Source organism: Streptomyces sp. NPDC127098, assembly GCF_042722465.1.
GTDB classification, from domain to species: Bacteria; Actinomycetota; Actinomycetes; order Streptomycetales; family Streptomycetaceae; genus Streptomyces; species Streptomyces millisiae.
This window is the reverse complement of record NZ_JBHXFJ010000005.1, coordinates 139,495-158,906: the sequence shown is the minus strand read 5'-3', so window position 1 is coordinate 158,906 and position 19,412 is coordinate 139,495. Positions and strand designations below refer to the sequence as shown.

15 protein-coding genes and 1 pseudogene are annotated in these 19,412 nt (G+C 71.5%); 11 read left to right on the top strand and 5 right to left on the bottom strand.

The genetic code is table 11. The annotated features are described in order from the left end of the window. Nucleotides 1-53: 53 nt before the first annotated feature. On the top strand, nucleotides 54-1,127 hold the full coding sequence (locus ACFWI8_RS05810) for an ATP-dependent DNA ligase (protein WP_387086222.1): 1,074 nt from the start codon (nucleotides 54-56) through the stop codon (nucleotides 1,125-1,127). A gap of 9 nt (nucleotides 1,128-1,136) precedes the next feature. On the opposite strand, the gene ACFWI8_RS05805 is transcribed toward ACFWI8_RS05810, so the two are convergent. Beyond that, a complete protein-coding gene (locus ACFWI8_RS05805; RefSeq protein ID WP_387086219.1) occupies nucleotides 1,137-1,550 on the bottom strand; it encodes an HIT family protein in 414 nt (137 codons plus the stop codon). Nucleotides 1,551-1,604: 54 nt separating this feature from the next. On the opposite strand from ACFWI8_RS05805, the gene ACFWI8_RS05800 reads away from it, so the two are divergent. After that, complete coding sequence (locus ACFWI8_RS05800) at nucleotides 1,605-2,711, top strand: NAD(P)-binding domain-containing protein (protein ID WP_387086216.1); 1,107 nt, start codon at nucleotides 1,605-1,607, stop codon at nucleotides 2,709-2,711. 46 nt (nucleotides 2,712-2,757) lie between these two features. Further along, nucleotides 2,758-3,279, top strand: coding sequence for an NUDIX domain-containing protein (locus ACFWI8_RS05795; protein ID WP_387086213.1), 522 nt, complete (start codon nucleotides 2,758-2,760; stop codon nucleotides 3,277-3,279). A 58-nt stretch (nucleotides 3,280-3,337) separates the two neighbouring features. Here the strand turns inward: ACFWI8_RS05795 and ACFWI8_RS05790 are convergent, their stop codons facing one another. Together ACFWI8_RS05790 and ACFWI8_RS05785 are read right to left on the bottom strand one after the other, a co-directional pair. Continuing rightward, nucleotides 3,338-4,438: a type III polyketide synthase gene (locus ACFWI8_RS05790; RefSeq protein WP_387086210.1), complete on the bottom strand. Its 1,101-nt coding sequence runs from the start codon at nucleotides 4,436-4,438 to the stop codon at nucleotides 3,338-3,340. A 75-nt stretch (nucleotides 4,439-4,513) separates the two neighbouring features. Beyond that, nucleotides 4,514-5,719, bottom strand: a complete 1,206-nt coding sequence (locus ACFWI8_RS05785; protein WP_387086207.1) for a cytochrome P450 — start codon at nucleotides 5,717-5,719, stop codon at nucleotides 4,514-4,516. A gap of 275 nt (nucleotides 5,720-5,994) precedes the next feature. Between ACFWI8_RS05785 and ACFWI8_RS05780 the strand changes: the two genes are divergently transcribed. Continuing rightward, nucleotides 5,995-6,636, top strand: a complete 642-nt coding sequence (locus ACFWI8_RS05780; protein WP_387086204.1) for a hypothetical protein — start codon at nucleotides 5,995-5,997, stop codon at nucleotides 6,634-6,636. 6 nt (nucleotides 6,637-6,642) lie between these two features. On the opposite strand, the gene ACFWI8_RS05775 is transcribed toward ACFWI8_RS05780, so the two are convergent. Next, nucleotides 6,643-7,923, bottom strand: coding sequence for an ROK family transcriptional regulator (locus ACFWI8_RS05775; RefSeq protein ID WP_311595554.1), 1,281 nt, complete (start codon nucleotides 7,921-7,923; stop codon nucleotides 6,643-6,645). A gap of 309 nt (nucleotides 7,924-8,232) precedes the next feature. Between ACFWI8_RS05775 and ACFWI8_RS05770 the strand changes: the two genes are divergently transcribed. From ACFWI8_RS05770 to ACFWI8_RS05750, 5 genes and pseudogenes are all read left to right on the top strand, one after another. Beyond that, nucleotides 8,233-9,927, top strand: a complete 1,695-nt coding sequence (locus ACFWI8_RS05770) for an ABC transporter substrate-binding protein (protein ID WP_387086201.1) — start codon at nucleotides 8,233-8,235, stop codon at nucleotides 9,925-9,927. 11 nt (nucleotides 9,928-9,938) lie between these two features. Next, nucleotides 9,939-10,928, top strand: a complete 990-nt coding sequence (locus ACFWI8_RS05765) for an ABC transporter permease (protein ID WP_387086199.1) — start codon at nucleotides 9,939-9,941, stop codon at nucleotides 10,926-10,928. Nucleotides 10,929-10,947: 19 nt separating this feature from the next. Continuing rightward, nucleotides 10,948-11,838, top strand: a pseudogene (locus ACFWI8_RS05760) (ABC transporter permease); the annotation flags it as partial. Between the two features lie 81 nt (nucleotides 11,839-11,919). Further along, nucleotides 11,920-12,810, top strand: coding sequence for an ABC transporter ATP-binding protein (locus ACFWI8_RS05755; RefSeq protein ID WP_311595613.1), 891 nt, complete (start codon nucleotides 11,920-11,922; stop codon nucleotides 12,808-12,810). Then, nucleotides 12,807-13,736, top strand: coding sequence for an ABC transporter ATP-binding protein (locus tag ACFWI8_RS05750; protein WP_387086196.1), 930 nt, complete (start codon nucleotides 12,807-12,809; stop codon nucleotides 13,734-13,736). Before ACFWI8_RS05755 ends, ACFWI8_RS05750 begins: the two co-directional genes overlap by 4 nt. A gap of 41 nt (nucleotides 13,737-13,777) precedes the next feature. Here ACFWI8_RS05750 and ACFWI8_RS05745 read toward each other — a convergent pair whose 3' ends face one another. Continuing rightward, nucleotides 13,778-15,949 (bottom strand): alpha-galactosidase, encoded by a 2,172-nt coding sequence (locus tag ACFWI8_RS05745; protein ID WP_387086193.1) that lies wholly within the window; start codon nucleotides 15,947-15,949, stop codon nucleotides 13,778-13,780. A 116-nt stretch (nucleotides 15,950-16,065) separates the two neighbouring features. Here ACFWI8_RS05745 and ACFWI8_RS05740 point away from each other — a divergent pair, with 116 nt between their 5' ends. Next, entirely contained in the window at nucleotides 16,066-18,564 is a 2,499-nt protein-coding gene (locus ACFWI8_RS05740; protein WP_387086190.1) for a glycoside hydrolase family 2 protein, read from the top strand. Nucleotides 18,565-18,566: 2 nt separating this feature from the next. After that, a complete protein-coding gene (locus tag ACFWI8_RS05735; protein ID WP_387086187.1) occupies nucleotides 18,567-19,412 on the top strand; it encodes a LacI family DNA-binding transcriptional regulator in 846 nt (281 codons plus the stop codon).

Genomic DNA, 19,412 nt, shown 5'->3' with positions numbered 1-19,412 from the left:
CCGGATGCGCCTGTCGGCGGGCACCCGCCCTGGACCGCCCGCAGAATCCGATCATGGACCTTCCGGTGATGCCTCCCGTCAAGCCGATGCTGGCCAGGAGCGTGGCGCGGATCCCGCCCGGCATGCACTACGAGGCCAAGTGGGACGGCTTCCGGGCCATCGTCTTCCGGGACGGCGACGAGGTGGAGATCGGCAGCCGCACCACCAAGCCGCTCACCCGCTACTTCCCGGAGTTGGTCGAGGGGCTGCGGGCCACGCTGCCCGCGCGCTGCGTCGTCGACGGCGAGATCGTCATCGTGCGCGGACCCCGACTGGACTTCGACGCGCTGCTCGAACGGATCCACCCGGCCGACTCGCGGGTCCGGATGCTCGCCGAGCGCACCCCCGCCAGCTTCGTCGCCTTCGACCTGCTGGCCCAGGGCGACGACTCGCTGCTCGACACGCCGCTCACCGAACGCCGCGCCGCCCTGCTCGACGCCCTGCGCGACACCCACCAGCCGGTCTTCGTCACCCCGGCGACGCGGGACCTCGCCACGGCCGAGCGGTGGTACGAGGAGTACGAGGGCGCGGGCCTGGACGGCATCGTCGCCAAACCGCTCGACCTGGCGTACCGCCCCGACGAGCGGGCCATGGTCAAGGTCAAGCACGAGCGGACCGCGGACTGCGTGGTGGCCGGGCTGCGCTACCACAAGAGCGGCCCCGTCGTCGGCTCGCTGCTGCTCGGCCTGCACGACGCGGACGGCCGGCTCCAGCACGTCGGGGTCAGCGCCTCCTTCCCCATGAAGCGCCGCCAGGAGCTGATGGACGAGCTCGCGCCGCTGGTCCTGGAGTCGGCCGAGGGCCACCCGTGGGCCGAGTGGGCGCGCGCCGAGGCGCACGCCGGCCGCCGGATGCCGGGCGCGCCGAGCCGGTGGTCGGGCGGCAAGGACCTGTCCTGGGTGCCGCTGCGCCCCGAGCGGGTGTGCGAGGTGGCCTACGACCACATGCAGGGCGACCGCTTCCGCCACACCGCGCGGTTCCGCCGCTGGCGGCCCGACCGCGATCCGGCCTCCTGCGGCTACGACCAGCTGGTCGAACCCGTCACCTACGACCTGGGCCAGGTCCTGACCCCCCACCGCCCCGGCTGAGCCGGCCCCTCAGCCCTCCAGCTCGGCCCTGACCAGCGCGGCGACCCGGTCGGCCTCCGCGGGGTCCGCGTACCGGTGACGGGGCCAGAAGAAGCCGCGGAGGCCGTCCCGGCGGCGGCGTGGCACCACGTGGACGTGGAAGTGCGGGACCGACTGGCTGATCCGGTTGTTGGCCGCGACGAAGAAGCCCTCGGCCGCCATGGCCCGCTCCACCGCGGCCGAGACCCGCCGCACCCGGGCGAAGAAGGGGCCGAGCTCGGCCTCGGAGAGGTCGGTGAGGGTGGCCGCGTGCCGGCGCGGCACCACCAGGGTGTGACCGGGGAAGAGCGGTCTGGCGTCGAGGAAGGCGACCACCGTGTCGTCGTCGAGCACCACCTGGGCGGCCGTCTCGCCGGCCACGATCGAGCAGAAGACGCAGTCCACGCCCCCAGTCAACCCGCTGGGAAGCCTCCGCGCCCGCCGACGGTTGAAGGTGGCATGAACTCCGTGGACGTCGTGGTCGTCGGGGCCGGTCAGGCCGGCCTCTCCACCGCCTATCACCTGCGCCGCCTCGGCTTCGAGCCGGGCAGCGGCTTCGTCGTCCTGGACCACGCGCCGCGCCCCGGGGGCGCCTGGCAGTTCCGCTGGCCGACGCTGACCTACGGCCGGGTGCACGGCATGCACGCGCTGCCCGGGATGGAGCTGGCCGACGCCGACCCGGACCGCCCGTCGGCGGAGGTGATCGGCGACTACTTCGAGGAGTACGAGCGAGCCTTCGACCTGCCGGTGCTGCGCCCTGTGCACGTCCGCGCGGTGCGGGACGCCGGCGACGGGGACGGCGGACTGCTGGTGGACACCTCGGCGGGGGAGTGGCGGGCCCGGGCCCTGGTGAACGCCACCGGCACCTGGGACCGGCCGTTCTGGCCCCGGGTGCGGGGACAGGAGCTCTTCCGGGGGCGGCAGCTGCACACCGTCCAGTACCAGGGACCGGCCGCGTTCGCTGGTGAGCGGGTGATCGTGGTGGGCGGCGGCACGTCGGCGGTGCAGCACCTGCTGGAGATCGCCGAGGTGGCGGCCGCCACGACCTGGGTGACCAGGCGCCCACCGGTCTTCCGCACCGACGGCTTCGGCGAGGTGGAGGGCCGGGCGGCGGTGGCCATGGTCGAGGAGCGGGTGCGGCGCGGCCTGCCGCCGCGGAGCGTGGTCTCCGTCACCGGGCTGCCGATGACCGAGGCGATGCGGCGCGCCAGGGAGGACGGCGTGCTGGTGCGGCACCCCATGTTCGCGGCGCTGACCCCCGACGGCGCGGTCTGGCCGGACGGTCACACGGTGCCGGCCGACACCGTGCTGTGGGCCACCGGGTTCCGCGCCGCCATCGACCACCTGGCCCCGCTGCGGCTGCGCGAGCCCGGGGGCGGGATCCGGGTGCACGGCACCCGGGTGGACCGCGATCCCCGCGTCCACCTCGTCGGCTACGGTCCCTCGGCCAGCACCATCGGCGCCAACCGGGCGGGCCGGTCGGCCGCCCAGGATCTCCGGATCCTGCTGACCGCGCCGCGTCCCGCGGCGGCCGAAGCAGCGGTCATTTCATCGACTTGGCGATAGCGGAGGACCTAAGATCCACCGCAGGCACGAGAAAGGCGGGTCGACCGTGGCCTACACCTACGGCCGAAGCATCACCCACTGCCCCTACTGCGGCGGCCCCTACCTGGCCGACGCCGGGTGGCCGCGGGACTGTCCCGGCTGTGGGGAGACCAACTGGGCCAACCCGGTGCCGGTGGCCGTGACGCTGCTGCCGGTGCGCGACGCCGAGCGGGTCGGCCTGGTGGTGGTGCGGCGGGACATCGAGCCGTGCCGCGGCGAACTCGCCCTTCCCGGCGGCTACATGGAGATCGGCGAGAGCTGGCAGCAGGCCGCCGTCCGCGAGTTGCGGGAGGAGACCGGGCTGGTCGCGGCGGCCGAGGACGTCAGCCTGTTCGGCGTGCGCGGCGCCGAGCGCACGCTCAACCTCTTCGCGCTGCTACCGCCCCGGGAGTCGGGCGCGCTGCCCGCCCCGGTCGCCACCCCGGAGGCCACCGAGTGGCTGGTCATCCACGAGCCGACGCCACTCGCCTTCCCCACCCACACCGAGGTGGTCGAGGAGTTCTTCGCCCGCGCACCGGCCGGCCGCTGAGCGCCGCGGGGTGCCGCCCGGTGGCCCGGACGGCACCCCGCTCACCAGGCGGGCGTCGTCAGGCGACGCCCGCCTCGGCCCGACGGCCCTGGCCGCCGACGGTCCGCCGGGCCGTGGTCCACCTCCCCAGCGCGATCTCGGCCGTGATGCCGGGCCCGAAGCCGGCGATCACGCCACGGGCCGACTCCGTCGCGCCGCCGTCCGCGAACAGCCGCTCCAGCGCGTCGAAGACCACGCAGCTCGCGATGTTGCCGCGCTCGGTGAGCGTGGCCCGGCTGTAGCGGTACATCTCCCGGTCGACGCCCAGGTAGTGGCAGAGGTCGTCCAGGATCCGCGGCCCGCCGGCGTGCACGATGTGGAAGTCGAAGCCGGAGACCTCCCCCCAGTTGTGCTGCGTGGCCAGGTCGCTCAGCGCCGGCGCCAGCATCTGCATCGTCTTGGGCACCCGCTTGTCGAGCAGGAAGTGGAACCCGGTGGCGCGGACCGCGTAGCTGATCCAGTCCTCGGTGTCCGGGACCAGGTGCGAGCCGTTGCGCTCCAGACGCACCCCGGTGCCGCCGCGGCCGCGTACCACGGCCGCCGCCACCGCGTCGCCGAACAGGCCGTTGGAGAGCAGGGAACCGACGCCCACGTCCACGGGCTGGTAACAGAGCGAGCAGAACTCGCAGGCCACGATGAGGACGTTGGCGTTCGGGTAGGCCAGGCAGAAGTCGTGCGCCCGGTTGATCGCGGCGCCGCCGGCGGCGCAGCCGAGCTGGGCGATGGGCAGCTGCCTGGTGTCGGACTTGAAGTCCAGCGCGTTGATCAGCCAGGCCGTCAACGAGGGCATCATGAACCCGGTGCAGGAGACGTAGACGATCAGGTCGATGTCCCGGACGCCGACGCCGGCGTTGTCCAGCGCCTGGTAGACCACCTGCGGCACCCGCCGCTTGGCCTCCGCCTCGTAGACCTTGTTGCGCTGCTCGAAGCCGGGATGGTGGAGCGTCTCCTCGATCGGCTGCACGATGTGCCGCTTGCGCACTCCGGTGTTCTCGATGAGCCGCAACACCAGGGGCAGCTGTGGATGGTCGGGATGCAGGGTGCGCGCGAGGTCGAGTGTCTGCTCCTGGGTGAGCACGTGTTCAGGAACTGCGATGGACGGTCTGCACAGAGTGGCCATGATCCCCTCCCCGAGCCGCGGCCGCGCCGGAGGCGCGGGCCGCGGGGTCGCTTGGTTGGTGCGGTGTCGATCCGGTCACCAAGTGACCGGAAGCTCGTACGGGTAGCGCCAGATGGACTCGTTGTTCCAACGCACCTCCTCGGCCGGGACGGCGAGCGCCAGCCGCGGGTAGCGGCGCAGCATCGTGCCGATGGCGAGCTCGAGCTCCATCAGCGCGAGCGGGGCGCCGATGCAGTGGTGGGCTCCCCAGCCGAAGGTCATGTGCGGCGCCGGCGACCGGTCGAGGTCGAGCTCGTCCGGGCACTGGAAGCGGGCCGGGTCGCGGTTGGCGGCCAGGTACGACACGTGCACCGTGTCGTTGGCCTTGATCAGCACGCCGCCGATCTCCACGTCCTCGGTGGCGATGCGCGGGATGCCGACGCCCTTGCGGAACGGGATGAACCGCAGCAGCTCCTCGAGTGCCTGCGGCAGCTTCTCCGGCCGGGCCCGCAGCTTGGCCAGCTGCTCCGGGTGGCGCAGCAGGGTGTAGGTGATGTTGCTGAGCTGGTAGGTGCTGGTGTCGTGGCCGGTCATCAGCAGGACCATGGCCATGACCTTCAGCTCGTCGGGGCCGAGGATGTCGTCGCCGTCCCGCGCCGTGGCCAGCGAGCTGATCAGGTCGTCGCCCGGCTCCGCTCGCCTGGCCTGGGTCAACTCGGCGAAGTAGGCCCGCAGTTCGGCCTTGGCCTGGATGGCGTTCTCCTTGTTGGCCTCCGTGACGTTCATCATGGCCACGGCCCGCCGGCGCAGTTCCGGGCGGTCGGCCTCCGGGATGTCGAGGACCTCGCAGATGGTGGTCAGCGGCAGTTCCATCGACACGTGCTTGACCAGGTCGGCCGGCGGGCCGTGTTCCTCCATGTCGTCGAGCAGCCGGTCGACGATGGCCTGCGTCTTGGGCCGCATCGCGTCGACCTTCGGCGCGGTGAAGGCCTGGGCCACCAGCTTGCGCAGCCGGTTGCTGGCGGGCGGGTCGAGCAGGTTGATCGACTCGGACTGCACGATCGGCTCGGGCGTCATCCGCGGGAAGTCCCGGCCGGCGACGGCGGCCCGGCTGAACCTGCGGTCGGTGGTGACGGTACGCACATCCTCATAGCGCGTTACCAGCCACGCCTCGCCCTCGCCGTAGGACATCTTGATCCGGGCGATGGGCGCCTCGGTCATCAGTTGCCTCAGCAACGGATCGAACTCGAGCCCGTCAGCGAAGTCGAACGGACAAGACCATACGGTGTCGGAGGTATCCACTCCGGGGCTCCCATCGTGTGCGCGCTTTCATTCGCGGCAGTCATCGGGCTGGACGACCGAGGGTGTCCCCCCGAGGCGGCGAGGTCATGTGCCGGGTGGGGGAAATTAACCCTTGCGTGGGACGAATCCGGAGCAGTTCCTTACAGTATTCCTACGCTGCGTAGTGTGCTCACCGGGACTTGGCGGGCCGGGGGACCCGGGAGGGCGTCGGGTGCGTCACAGGGGTGAGGGGTCCGTGACGGGGCGCGGGTTGTAGGGAGCGCACAGTGCGAGGGATGAGAAGGACCGCCGTCGCATTGCTGGCCGCGGCGGCCGGGGCGGCGCTGCTGCTGTCGTGCGGAGGCGCGGACGACGGCGAGCACCGGGGGGAAGGCGGCTGGCTCGTCACGGTGTACTACACGGCCGTCGAGTCGTACCACGACGGGGAGTCGACGCCGGTGACCGGTTGCCCGCGTCTCGACTGCGAACGGGGCGACGAGCCACTCGGCAGCTACCCGGCGGACTTCGTGGCGGCGGTGCGGGACGAGGGCACGGGCCGGATCACCAGCGGGCCGCACGCCGGCCGCTACCTCAACTGGTCGCACGGCACCGGCTACTGGCTGGACGAGGCGCCGCGGGACAGCCACGGCGAGCCCCTGCTGCCGTTCGTCTCCGCGGCGGCCGACGCCGAGGTGCTGCCGCGTGGGCGGGAGGTGCGCGTCGTGGACTGCGGCACCGCGGAGGACGGTTCGCCGATCGAACCCGAGGTCTGCGCCCGGCTGACGGCCCCGACCTGGGAGATCCGCGACGAGTTCACGCCCGGGCTCGGCGGCGAGCGCCACCTGGATCTCTACCTGGGGGAGGAGGCGGGCCCCGACTTCACCGAGGAGCCGCTCTACACGACGCTGGCGGGCGCCACGGTCGAACGGCTGCCCTGACGGCGGTCAGCGCACGGCCCGCAGACCGCCCGGCTCGGCGTCGGCCAGGTTGTCCGGCAGCCGGAGCCCCTCGCGCAGCGGCACCAGCTCGGCCTGGAGCACCAGCGCGGCCGCACCGATCGCCGGCGCGGTGGCGGCCGAGCGCGACAGCCTGACCGTCACCGGGTGGGTGGCCCTGGAGAAGAACGCCCGGTCCAACTCGCGCTGCACCACCGGCAGGTAGATCGAGCCGGCGATGGCCAGGCTCGGGCCGGTGAGCACCATCTGCTCCAGGTCCATGATGTTGGCCAGGGTGCGGGCGGCGATGGCCAGGTGGCCCGCCGAGCGTTCCAGCAGCTCCCTGGCCGTGGCGTTGCCGCGCAGCGCCGCCCGGGTGATGGCCGCGAAGTCGGCGAGCCGGCGCGGGCGCTCCTCCTCGGCATCGGCGGCGAGCCCGGCCTCGGCGGCCAACTCCGCGTCGGCGCGCGCCGCGGCGACCACGGCGCCCGGGCCGGCCAGCGCCTCGGTACACCCGCGCGCGCCGCACCAGCACTCCGGGCCGTTCGCGTCGACGCAGATGTGCCCGATCTCGCCCGCGTTCCCCGAGGCGCCGCGGAAGGTGATGCCGTTGACCATCAGGCCGGCGCCGATGCCGGTGCCCATGTAGATCGCGGCGAAGGTGGCGGTGCCGCCCACGTCCCCCGACCAGTGTTCGCCGAGCGCGGCGGCCGTCGCGTCGTTGTCCAGCACGACGGGCAGCCGGGTGGCCGCCAACAGCTCGCGGTCGAGCCGAAAATGCTCCCAGTGTCGCATCGCGGGGGGCACGAGGCGCATGCTACTTGTCTGATTCATGGGGCCGGGTGCGACGAGACCGAGGCCAAGTATCCTGCTGCGGTCGATGCCGGCTCCCTCGATCAGGGCGTCGACCTCCGTCGCCATCCGGGCCACTACGGCCGGTGGATCGTCGGTTCCGACGCCGGCGCGGGACATCCGGGCGACCACGGAGCCACCGAGGTTGGTGAGCACGTAGGTGATCCCCGCGTGGTCCAGGTGCACCCCGACGGCGAACCGGGAGGACTGGTTGAGCTGCAACAGCACCCGACGCTTGCCGCCGGTCGACTCGGCGCGGCCGGTCTCCAGGACGAGGCCGTCGTCGATCAGGCGTCTGACCACGGTGGAGATCGTCGCGCCGGTGAAGCCGGTGGCCTTGACGAGACCGACTCTGCTGATGGTGCCGGCCGCGCGGATAACGTCGAGGACGGCCGCTCGGCTGCTGGCGTGGGGAGTGGCTCCCGCCGGTCCGCTCACTGGATCCTCCGCATCGTTCACGGGAGTGCGCGACTTCACTATGCGTTGTGGGGGTAACGCTGCGCGTTGCTTAGTTTATTTGCTTGACGAAGCGCTGCGCCAGGGGCTTCGCACGAAAAGCTGGCGTGATGTCCAGAGTGGCAGTAAGTGCTTCTTTGGTGACGGATTGCGACCGCGGTTGTGCACGGGTCGTTGTCTGTTCGTGTCTTTGGAGGGTTGACTTTGTTAATTCGGCGGCTTAACAATCACATACCCCCGGGTGACCCCGCCCATGCCCCAACGATGGGGCAGGCCATGAGAGGAACAAGAATGTCCCTGCACGTGAGATGGCGGCGCGCGCGTACCGCGGTCATCGGTGCCGTTTCGGTCGGGTTGCTGGCCGCCGGTTGCGGTGGCTCGAGTGACAACGGCGGCGGGTCTGGTCCCGCCGACACCCTGGTCGTCTACAACGGTCAGTCCGGCGACTACGTGGCGAACTTCAACCCCTACGCGGCGTCGGGCAACATCGAGGGCGCGGGGACGATCTTCGAGCCGCTCTTCTTCTTCAACATCGCCCGCGCGGACGACCCGGCCCCGCGGCTCGGCACCGAGTTCCAGTGGAACGAGGACGGCACCGAGCTGACCATCAACCTCCGCGAGGGCGTCACCTGGTCGGACGGCGAGGACTTCACGGCCGACGATGTGAAGTTCACGTTCGACATGATCGCCGGCAACGAGGCGATCAACACCGTCGGCTTCGCCGGTGAGACCGAGGTCGTCTCCCCGACCCAGGTGCGGGTCACCTTCGAGGAGCCGTCCTTCATGGACGCCCAGCAGATCCTGGGCAGGGCGTGGATCGTCCCCGAGCACATCTGGAGTTCGATAGCGGACCCGGCCACCGACCAGATGACCGAGCCGGTCGGAACCGGCCCCTTCACGCTGGGCGAGTTCAGGCCGCAGGCGTTCACGCTCACCGCCAACCCGGACTACTGGGACGGCGAGCCGTCGCTGCAGAACGTCCAGTACCGGTCGCTCTCCGGAAACCAGGCCGCCGCCGACTCGCTGGCCGCCGGCGAGATCGACTTCAACACCGGCCCGGTTCCGGACATCGCCAACATCGAGTCGAACTACGACGGTTACAAGGCACTGACGGTCAATGTCTTCCCCGTCGTGCTCAGCACCTGCTCGAACGTCGACCTCGGCTGCGAGGGCCCGCAGACCGACCCGGCCGTGCGCCGCGCGATCTACTACGCCATGGACCGCACCCAGATCAACGAGTTGGCCTTCCAGGGCCTGGCCGGCGAGATCTCCCCCGGATTCGCGCTCCCCGACCGTGACGCGGCCTACGTCTCCGCGGAGCTCACCGACCGTACAGCGCCGGCGACCGCGGACACCAACCAGGTCGAGCAGATCCTCGAGGGCGCCGGCTGGAGCCGTGGCGGCGACGGCATCTACGAGAAGGACGGCGAGAAGCTCGAGCTGTCCGTGACCGTGGTCACCGGCTGGAACGACTACGTCACCACGCTGAACACCATGGCCGAGCAGCTGTCCGGCGTCGGCATCCAGCTGAACGTCAACCAGGTCGCCTTCCAGGAGATGAGCGACTCGCGGGTCAACGGCACCTACCAGCTGATGATCGACAGCTTCTCCCCGGGCGCCACGGCCGACCCCTACTGGAACTACAACCACTACTTCACCACCGGCAACACCGCCGAGGTCGGCAGCCCCGCCAACCCGAACTACGCGCGCTACTCCAACCCCGCCGTGGACGAGGCCGTCGCGCAGCTCGGCCAGATCGACCCCACCGACCTGGAGGCCCGCCAGCCGCTGTACGACGAGATCCAGGCGCAGCTCGAGCAGGACATGCCCTACATCCCGGTCCTCGCCAACGCCACCGTCAGCGAGTACAACTCCGACAAGTTCAGCGGCTGGCCGACCGAGGTCGACCTCTACGCCTTCCCGGCGATCTGGCAGAAGCCCGACCAGGCCGAGATCTTCCGGAACCTCGAGCCCAACGGTGAGTGACGAGTAATTCCATGAGGTACTACGCCCGGAAGCTGGGGTTCTACGTGGCCGCCCTGTGGGCGGCGCTGACCCTCAACTTCTTCATTCCACGAATGATGCCGGGCAACCCGGTCGACACGCTGCTGGCCAAGTTCCAGCAGCGTGGCGGCTCGGTTAGCCCCGAAACCCGTCGGGCCTACGAGCTGATGCTCGGCACCAACTCAGGTGAGCCCCTGTGGGACCAGTACTTCTCCTACCTGGGCAACCTCGTCCGCGGTGATCTCGGGGTCTCCGTAAGCGTGTACCCGGCCTCCGTCTCCCAGGTCCTCTCGCAGTCGATGACGTGGACGATCATGCTGGTGGGCATCGCCACCGTGCTGTCGTTCGTCATCGGAGTGGGCCTGGGGGCGTTGGTCGGCTGGCGGCGCGGCTCCTGGTTGGACAGCCTGATCCCGGCGACCACCGTGCTGGCGGCCGTGCCCTACTTCTGGCTGGCACTGATCTTCGTGCTGCTCTTCTCCACCACGCTCGGCTGGTTCCCGCTCAACGGCGGCTACGACGTGTCGCTGTCGCCCGGTTGGAACTGGGACTTCATCAGCTCCACCGTCGAGCACGGCTTCCTGCCGGCCCTGACGATCATCGTCTCCTCGGTCGGCGGTTGGCTGCTCGGCATGCGCAACATGATGGTCTCGACGGGATCCGAGGACTACATCCTCACCGCCCAGGCCAAGGGCCTGCGCGACCGCCGCATCATGACCCGCTACGCCGCCAGGAACGCCATGCTGCCCTCGCTCGCCGGCTTCGCGATCTCGCTGGGCTTCGTCGTCTCCGGCTCCATCATCACGGAACAGGTCTTCTCCTACCCCGGCATCGGCATGAAGCTGATGCAGTCCGTGGAGAACAGCGACTACGCCCTGATGCAGGGCATCTTCCTGGTCATCACGATCGCCGTGCTCGGCGCCAACCTGATCGTGGACCTGCTCTACGGCTTCATCGACCCCCGTACCCGGGTCAGGAACTGAGCGGAAGGAGCAGGCACCAATGACCCAACCCACTCCGCTCCCCGGGACCACCCCGGACGCGGCCACCGCCAAGCCCGTCAGGCGCCGCGGCGGCCTGCGCGCCCTGCTGCCGACCTGGTCCGCGCGGCTCGGCATCGGGCTCTTCCTCGTGCTCGGCATCGCCCTGTTCGGCATCTTCGGGCCCATGTTCGTGGGCAGCCCGACCGCCATCAGCAGCATCGGCATGACCGAGCCGAGCGGCGAGTACTGGCTCGGCACCACCCAGACCGGCCAGGACGTGTTCGCCCAACTGGCGCACTCCACCCGGGGATCGCTCCAGATCGGCCTGCTGGTCGGCGTGCTCGCCACGCTGCTCTCGGCCGTCTTCGGCATCATCGGCGCCTACGCCGGTGGCTTCCTCGACGAGGCGTTCTCGCTCTTCTCCAACGTCATGCTGGTGATCCCGGGCCTGCCGCTGGTGATCGTCATCGCCGGCTTCGTGCCTCCGGAGGACCGCGGCCTCTCGACCGTCATTCTGGTCCTCGCCATCACCGGCTGGGCCGCCGCGGCCCGCGTGCTGCACGCCCAGACCCTCTCGCTGCGCAACCGCGACTACGTGGCGGCCGCGCGGGTGGCAGGCGAGAAGCGCTGGCGCGTCGTCACGGTGGAGATCCTGCCGAACCTGCTGCCGCTGCTCGCCTCACAGTTCGTCTTCGCGATCATCGCGGCGATCCTCTCCGAGACCAGCCTCTCCTTCCTCGGCCTGGGTGCCAACGGCCAGCACACCCTGGGCACGATGCTCTACTACGCGCAGAACGGCTGGGCACTCCAGCTGGAGGCGTGGTGGTGGTTCGTCCCGCCCGGCCTGCTGATCGCGCTCTTCGGCTGCGGCCTCTCGCTGATCAACTTCAGCATCGACGAGATCATCAACCCCAAGCTGCGCACCGACGCCAAGATCGCCAGGGCCAAGACCGGTGGCGTCGCCGCCGAGGCGAAGGCCGCGGCCACCGCCGTGGCGCCGGAGCCGGCCGAGGCCGGCCGGGAGCTGGTGCTCACCGTCGAGGGGCTCAACGTCGTCTATCGGACCGAGAAGCCCGTGCACGCCGTCAAGGACGTGTCCATCACCCTGGCCCGCGGCGAGATCCTGGGCCTGGCCGGCGAGTCGGGCTGCGGCAAGACGACCCTGGCCTACGCCATCAACCGGCTGCACCGTCCGCCGGCCGAGGTCTCCTCCGGCACGGTCACCTTCCACGACCGCGGCGGCGCGGACATCGACCTGCTCAACCTCGGCGATGAGGAACTGCGCGCCTTCCGCTGGTCCAAGCTCTCGATGGTCTTCCAGGGCGCGATGAACTCGCTCAACCCGGTGATCTCCATCCGGGAGCAGCTGGAGGACGTGCTCACCACCCACAAGCCGGAGATGGGCAGGGCCGAACGGCGGGCCCGCTGCGAGGAGGTGCTGCGCCTGGTCGGGGTCGACCCGCGCCGGCTCGACTCCTTCCCGCACGAGCTCTCCGGCGGCATGCGGCAGCGCGTGATGATCGCGATGGCCATGCTGCTCGACCCGCAGGTCATGATCATGGACGAGCCCACCACGGCGCTCGACGTGGTCGTCCAGCGCGGCATCCTGCGCGAGATCATCAGGCTCCGCGACGAGCTGGGCTTCGCCGTCGTCTTCATCACCCACGACCTGCCGCTGCTGCTCGAACTCAGCGACCGGATCGCCGTGATGAAGGCCGGTGAGATCGTCGAGTACGCGCCGGCCACCGAGATCTACGAGCGGCCGAGCCACCCGTACACCCGGCAGCTGCTCGGCTCGTTCCCGAGCCTGACCGGGGAGCGCGGCGCCTTCGTGCGCACCGGCCCTGAAGCAACCAACGTGAACGAGGGGGCCGCGCGATGACCACGCTCGAGGTCCGCGACCTGGTGAAGGACTTCCGGATCCGCTCGGGTCTGCGCAGCTCCCGGCTGCGCGCCGTCGACCACGTCTCGTTCACCCTCACCCCGGGCCGCACCGTGGCCCTGGTGGGGGAGTCGGGCTCCGGCAAGTCCACCATCGCGCGGATGATCTCCCGCCTTGAGCGTCCGACGGGCGGCGAGATCGTCGCCACCAAGGAGGACGGCCGCCGGGTGAGCGACCGGGAGTACCGGGACCACGTCCAGATGGTGTTCCAGGACCCGTTCGCCTCGCTCAACCCGTTCCACAGCATCGAGCACCACATCGCCCGGCCGCTGCGGCTGCACGGCAAGGCGAAGGGCGGGCAGGACACCCGGCGCAAGGTCGAGCAGCTGCTCGAGCGCGTGAACCTCAAGCCGGCCGGCGACTTCGCGCCGCGCAGGCCGCACGAGCTCTCCGGCGGTCAGCGGCAGCGGGTGGCGATCGCCCGCGCGCTGGCGCCAGGGGCCGAGGTGGTGATCGCCGACGAGCCGGTGTCGATGCTGGACGTCTCCATCCGGCTCGGCGTCCTCAACCTGCTGGCCAGGCTCCAGCGCGAGGACCATCTCGCGGTGCTGTACATCACCCACGACCTGGCCACCGCGCGGCACTTCTCGGACGACATCCTGGTGCTGTACCGGGGGCGGGTGGTCGAGCGTGGCCCGGCGGACGACGTGATCCTCAACCCGCAGCACTCGTACACCAAGCTGCTGGCCTCGGCGGCGCCCAACCCGGAGGTTCGCGGGCGCTCGCTCGCCGAACTGCCGGGCGCGATCGAGGAGAAGGACCTGGCCAGGTCGTACGACCACACGACCGGGTCCTGGCAGTCCTTCGAGAACGCCCGGCCCATCGCCGTGACCGCTGCCGACCCGGCGGGCGGGGACCAGGCGTGAGGGTGGGCCCGGCCCGGCCACGCGGCCGGGCCGGGCCCGGTTCAGGCCGCTGTTGCGCGCAGCAGGACCAGCCGTTCCGGGAACAGGACGGGGGCCTGCAGGCCGGCGGCGGCCAGCGCGCGTCCGGGGAGCCGGACGCCCTCCGGCGTCCACCAGGGCAGGGGGACGCCCCAGCGGCTCGCGTTGCCGTCCGGCACGTCGCCGGGCGGCAGCGGCCGCACGTGATAGACCGCGTCGGGCAGCAGGCCCGGCAACCGCACGGGGCCCGGCGGATAGAGCTCGGAGGTGGCCATGGCCACGATCGCGAACACCGCGTCCGAGCCGTCCTCGGCGACCACGCCATGCACCTGATAGGCCGGGTCCGGGTGGTCGGCGTGCACCGCCGTCCCGGTGTGCAGCAGGCCGCGCAGCTCCTTGTACAGCGCCACCCACTCGGCGAGCCGGTCGAGTTCCGCCGGCTCCACCCGGCTGAGGTCCCACTCCACCCCGAAGTGCCCGAACAGCGCTGTGCCGGCGCGGAAGTCGAGCGGGTGCCTGCGGTCGGTGGTGTGCGCGAGCCCCGAGCCCACGTGGGTGCCCATGAGTTCGAGCGGCAGCAGGGCGTTGGTCCAGCGCTGGATGCGCTGCCGCTCCAGGGCGTCGATGCAGTCCGACACCCAGACCCGGTCGGTGCGCTGGAGGATCTCCAGGTCGACGCGGCCGCCGCCGGAGGAGCAGGACTCGATCTCCACGCCCGGGTGGCGCCGCCGCAGCTCGTCCATCAGCCGGTAGACGGCGAGCGTCTGGTCGTGTACTCCGGCCCGGCCGCCCGGCTGGTGGCCGGCCTCCACCAGGTCGCGGTTGTGGTCCCACTTGAGGTAGCCGATACGGTGGTCGGTCAGCAGGACGTCGAGCCGCTCCAGGATGTGGGCGTACGCCTCGGGCCTGCCGAGATCGAGCACCTGCTGGTTGCGGGCCAGCCCCGGGAGCCGGTCGCCGGTGGCCATGATCCAGTCCGGGTGGGCACGGGCCAGCTCGGAGTCCTCGTTGACCATCTCGGGCTCCACCCAGATCCCGAACTCCATGCCCAGCCCCGTCACATGGTCGATCAGCGGCGCGAGACCGTCGGGCCACGCCTCCTCCGAGACGTACCAGTCGCCGAGCCCGCGCCGGTCGTCGCGGCGGGAGCCGAACCAGCCGTCGTCGAGCACGAAGCGCTCGGCGCCGATCCTGGCCGCCGCGTCGGCGAGCCGGCGCAGCCGGTCCAGGTCGTGGTCGAAGTAGACGGCCTCCCAGGTGTTGACCACCACCGGACGTGGGCCGCTGGGGTGGCCGGGGCGGGCCCGCAGCTGCCGGTGGAAGCGGTCCGAGACGCCGTCGAGCCCGGTGCCGTACGCGCCGTACTGCCAGGGGGTGGTGTACGAGTCGCCGTGGTCGAGCGTGACCTCGCCGGAGAGCAGCAACTCGCCGGAGCCGAGCAACGAGACGGCGTGGAAGGTGCGTTCGGCGAAGGTGCGGTGGTTGCCGGACCAGGCGGTGTGCACGGCCCACACCTCGCCGACGCGGTTGCCGAACCCCGCGGTGCCGGCGGCCAGCAGGAAGGCCGCGTCGTAGCCGGTGCGCCCGGTGCGGTTCTCCCGGGTCCGCAGGCCCTGGGTGAACGGGGTGCGCACCGGAGAGCGTTCGCGCAGGTGGTGGCCCGTGAAGTCGAGCAGGTCCACCGCGTGCGGCGGCACCGGCAGGGTGAGGTGCACGGCGTCGACGGCGAACGGGGTGGCGCCCAGGTTGGTGACGGTGGCGCGCTGCCTGACCAGTCCTGCGGGGGTCAGCTCGATGGTGAGGTCGAGCGCGAGTTCGGCCACCGGGTCCTCGGCGTGCGCGGTGAAGCGGCCCATGGCCGTGTCGAGTTCGCTGTGTCGCACCTGGAAGGCGGTGGAGAAGTGCCCGCCGCCCCGGTTGCCGACCAGTCCCGGGGTGCCGAGCCAGCCGGCCGACTGCTCGGGCAGCACGGCGACCGGCACCGGGCCGTCCACGGAGAAGCCGATGGGCTGCGGCCGGCTGGCAAGCAGCAGGTCGGCGAGGCCGTCCGGGGTGAGGGGGCCGAGGTCGGCGCCCCAGTGCGCGACCCGGGGCAGGGTGCCGCCGGAGAGGTCGAGCACCAGGCTGACCCCGTCCGCACGCAGGTGGCGGAGGGCGTCACCGGTCGGGCCGGAGGGTACGGAAGGAGGTGCCACGGGGGTAGATGTCCTTAGCTGTTCGACGGTGCCTATATCTGTTGACTTACTTTATTCGGTTGCATAAGAATCTCTACCCGGTCTGAGGCAGAGATGAGTTTTGGGAGTTTTCAACGATGATCCGCCAAGCCCTGCACGACGGTTGGCACCTCACGGCGGCTGCCGGGCCGGTCCCCGCCGACATCGCGGGCCGCACCGTACCGGCCCAGGTGCCGGGCAGCGCCCACCTCGACCTGCTCGCCGCGGGCCTGATCCCCGAGCCCTACCTCGACCGCAACGAGGCCGAGCTGGTCTGGGCGCACCGCACCGACTGGCGCTACGCCACCACCGTCGAGGCCGCCCCCGCCGCCGAGGACGAGCGCGTCGACCTGGTCTTCGAGGGCCTCGACACCGTGGCCACCGTGGAGTTGGCCGGCCGGACGCTCGGCACCACCCGCAACATGCACCGCGCCCACCGCTTCGACGTGCGCGGTATCGTCGACGGCTCGCCCGCCGACCTGGTGGTCACCTTCCGCTCGGCCCTGGAGTACGCCGAGGAGGTGGAGCGCGAGCTCGGCGCCCGCCCGCACGCCTACGACCACCCCTTCAACATGGTCCGCAAGATGGCCTGCAGCTTCGGCTGGGACTGGGGCCCCGACCTGCAGACCGCCGGCATCTGGAAGCCCGTCCACCTGGAGCGCTGGCGCGTCGCCCGACTCGCCGAGGTCCGCCCACTCGTCACCGTCGCGGAGGACGGCACGGGCCGCGCCGAGGTGCACGTGACCGTGGAGCGCGCCGGACTCGGCGCGGACCCCGAGCTCACCCTCACCGCCACCGTCGGCGAGCACACCGCGACCGTCACCGTCCCGGCCGGCGCCACCACCGGCGTCGCCGTGGTCGAGGTGCCGGACGCCCGCCTCTGGTGGCCCGTCGGCTACGGCGAGCAGCCGCTGTACGACCTGCGGGTGGCGCTACGAGCCGCCGGTGACCCGGAGAGCGCCGCACTCGACGCGCCGCTTGACACGGCGGACCGGCGGATCGGCTTCCGCACCGTCACCGTCGACACCACCCCGGACGAGATCGGCACCCCCTTCACCTTCGTCGTCAACGGCGAGCGGATCTTCGCCAAGGGCGCCAACTGGATCCCGGACGACCACTTCCTCACCCGGATCACCCGCGAGCGCCTGGAACGCCGCGTCGACCAGGCCGTGGCCGCCCACATGAACATGCTCCGCGTCTGGGGCGGCGGCATCTACGAGTCCGAGGACTTCTACGACGTCTGCGACGAGCGCGGCATCCTGGTCTGGCAGGACTTCCTGCTCGCCTGCTCCTCGTACCCCGAGGAGGCGCCGCTCTGGGACGAGTTCGAGGCCGAGGCCAGGGAGAACGTGGCCCGCCTCACCAGCCACCCCTCCCTCGCGCTGTGGAACGGCGGCAACGAGAACCTCTGGGGCTACATGGACTGGGGCTGGCAGGAGCGACTCGAGGGCCGCACCTGGGGCCTGCGCTACTACACCGAGCTCTTCCCCCGGATCGTCGCCGAACTCGACCCCACCCGCGCCTACTCGGACGGCAGCCCCTACAGCCCCCGCTTCGCGCCCGAGGAGAAGCACCCCAACGACCAGGACCACGGCTCCCGCCACGAGTGGGAGGTGTGGAACCGGATCGACTACACCAACTACCGCAACCACGTGCCGCGCTTCTGCTCCGAGTTCGGCTTCCAGGGCCCGCCCACCTGGGCCACCCTCAGCGACTGGATCCACGACGAGGAGCTGAGCCCGACCTCGCCCGCGTTCCTGCTGCACCAGAAGGCCGAGGACGGCAACGGCAAGCTGGAGCGCGGCATGGCCCCGCACCTGCCGGAGCCCGCCGACTTCACCGACTGGCACTGGGCCACCCAGCTCAACCAGGCCCGGGCCGTCGCCTTCGGCATCGAGCACTTCCGCTCCTGGTGGCCGCGGACCGCCGGGGCCCTGGTGTGGCAGATCAACGACTGCTGGCCGGTCACCTCCTGGGCCGCCGTCGACGGCGAGGAGCGTAAGAAGCCCCTCTGGTACGGCCTGCGGCACGCCTTCGCGCCCCGGCTGCTCACCGTCCAGCCGCGCGAGGGACGCCCCACCCTGGTGGCCGTCAACGACACCGCCACCGCCTGGTCGGGCGACATCACCGTCCGCCGGCTCACCTTCGGCGGCGAGGTCCTCGACAGCGCTACGATCCCCCTTGTCGTGGCGGCGCGTTCGGCCGCCGAGCTGGAGATCGCCGATTCGCTGGTCAAGCCGGGCGACCCGGCGCGGGAGGTGCTGGTGGCAGCCGTCGACGGGGCGCGGGCCGTCCATCTGTTCGGCGAGGACCGTGAACTCGCCTACGACCCGTCCGCGTTGACCGCCGAGGCCACCGCGGTGGAGGGCGGCTACCGGGTCGAGGTGCGGGCCGCGTCCTTCGCCAGGGACGTCGCGCTGCTGGTCGACCGGGTCGCCCCCGACGCCGAGGTCGACGAGATGCTGGTCACCCTGCTGCCCGGCGAGAGCCACATCTTCACGGTGCGCACCGCGGCCACCGTCGACCCCGCGGCGTTCACCGCGGCGCCGGTGCTGCGCAGCGTCAACTCGCTGGCAGCCCCGCCGGTTCGGGCGTGAGGGTGGAGCGGTCGGAAGCGGTGGGCCTGGTCCTCGCCAGGCCCGCCCGGCTGCTCGGCGTCGAGCCCTTCTTCATGGAGTTCATCGCCGGGATAGAGGAGACCCTCGCCGAACGCGGCCTCTCCGTGCTGCTGCACATCGTGCCCACGCACGAGGAGGAGATCGCCACCCACCGGCGCTGGGCCGAGCGAGGCCTGGTCGACGCGGTCGTCCTGGTCAACCTGACCGCGGACGACCGCCGCCCGGCGGTGCTGCGGGAGCTCGGCATGCCGACCGTCGTGGTGGGCAACTGGGAGCCGGGGCCCGGGATCGCGCCGGTGGCAACCGACGACGTGGAGCCGGTGCGGGAGGCGCTGACCAGCCTCCTCGACCTGGGGCACCGGAGGATCGCCCGGGTGACGGGCCCCGCCCAGCTGCTGCACACCGTGGCCAGGACCAGGGCCCTGCTCGACACCTGCCGGGAGGCCGGGATCGAGCCGGTGATCGTGGAGGGCGACTACTCGGCGGAGAGCGGCGCCGCGCTGACGGCGCGGCTGCTCCGTGGCGAGGAGCGGCCGACGGCCATCCTCTACGACAACGACGTGATGGCGGTGGCCGGGCTCGGCGTGGCCAAGGAGCTCGGCGTCGCGGTCCCCGAGCGGCTCTCGCTCGTCGCCTGGGACGACTCGACGATGTGTCAGCTGGCGAGCCCGGCGCTGTCCACGATGCGCGGCGACGTGCACCAGTTCGGCGTCTCGGTCGGGCTCACCGCCGTCGAGCTGATCGACGGGGTGCCGGTGGTGCGGCGCTGGTCGCCGCCGGTCCGGTTCGTGCCCCGGGGGACGACGGCGCCGCCGCCCCCTGGGTGA

Excerpts from the sequence above, each read along its gene's own strand:
- ACFWI8_RS05810 (WP_387086222.1), top strand. The coding sequence starts at position 54 with ATGGACCTTCCGGTGATGCCTCCCGTCAAGCCGATGCTGGCCAGGAGC.
- ACFWI8_RS05800 (WP_387086216.1), top strand. The coding sequence starts at position 1,605 with ATGAACTCCGTGGACGTCGTGGTCGTCGGGGCCGGTCAGGCCGGCCTC.
- ACFWI8_RS05790 (WP_387086210.1), bottom strand. The coding sequence starts at position 4,438 with ATGGCCACTCTGTGCAGACCGTCCATCGCAGTTCCTGAACACGTGCTC.
- ACFWI8_RS05780 (WP_387086204.1), top strand. The coding sequence starts at position 5,995 with ATGAGAAGGACCGCCGTCGCATTGCTGGCCGCGGCGGCCGGGGCGGCG.
- ACFWI8_RS05770 (WP_387086201.1), top strand. The coding sequence starts at position 8,233 with ATGTCCCTGCACGTGAGATGGCGGCGCGCGCGTACCGCGGTCATCGGT.
- ACFWI8_RS05765 (WP_387086199.1), top strand. The coding sequence starts at position 9,939 with ATGAGGTACTACGCCCGGAAGCTGGGGTTCTACGTGGCCGCCCTGTGG.
- ACFWI8_RS05750 (WP_387086196.1), top strand. The coding sequence starts at position 12,807 with ATGACCACGCTCGAGGTCCGCGACCTGGTGAAGGACTTCCGGATCCGC.
- ACFWI8_RS05740 (WP_387086190.1), top strand. The coding sequence starts at position 16,066 with ATGATCCGCCAAGCCCTGCACGACGGTTGGCACCTCACGGCGGCTGCC.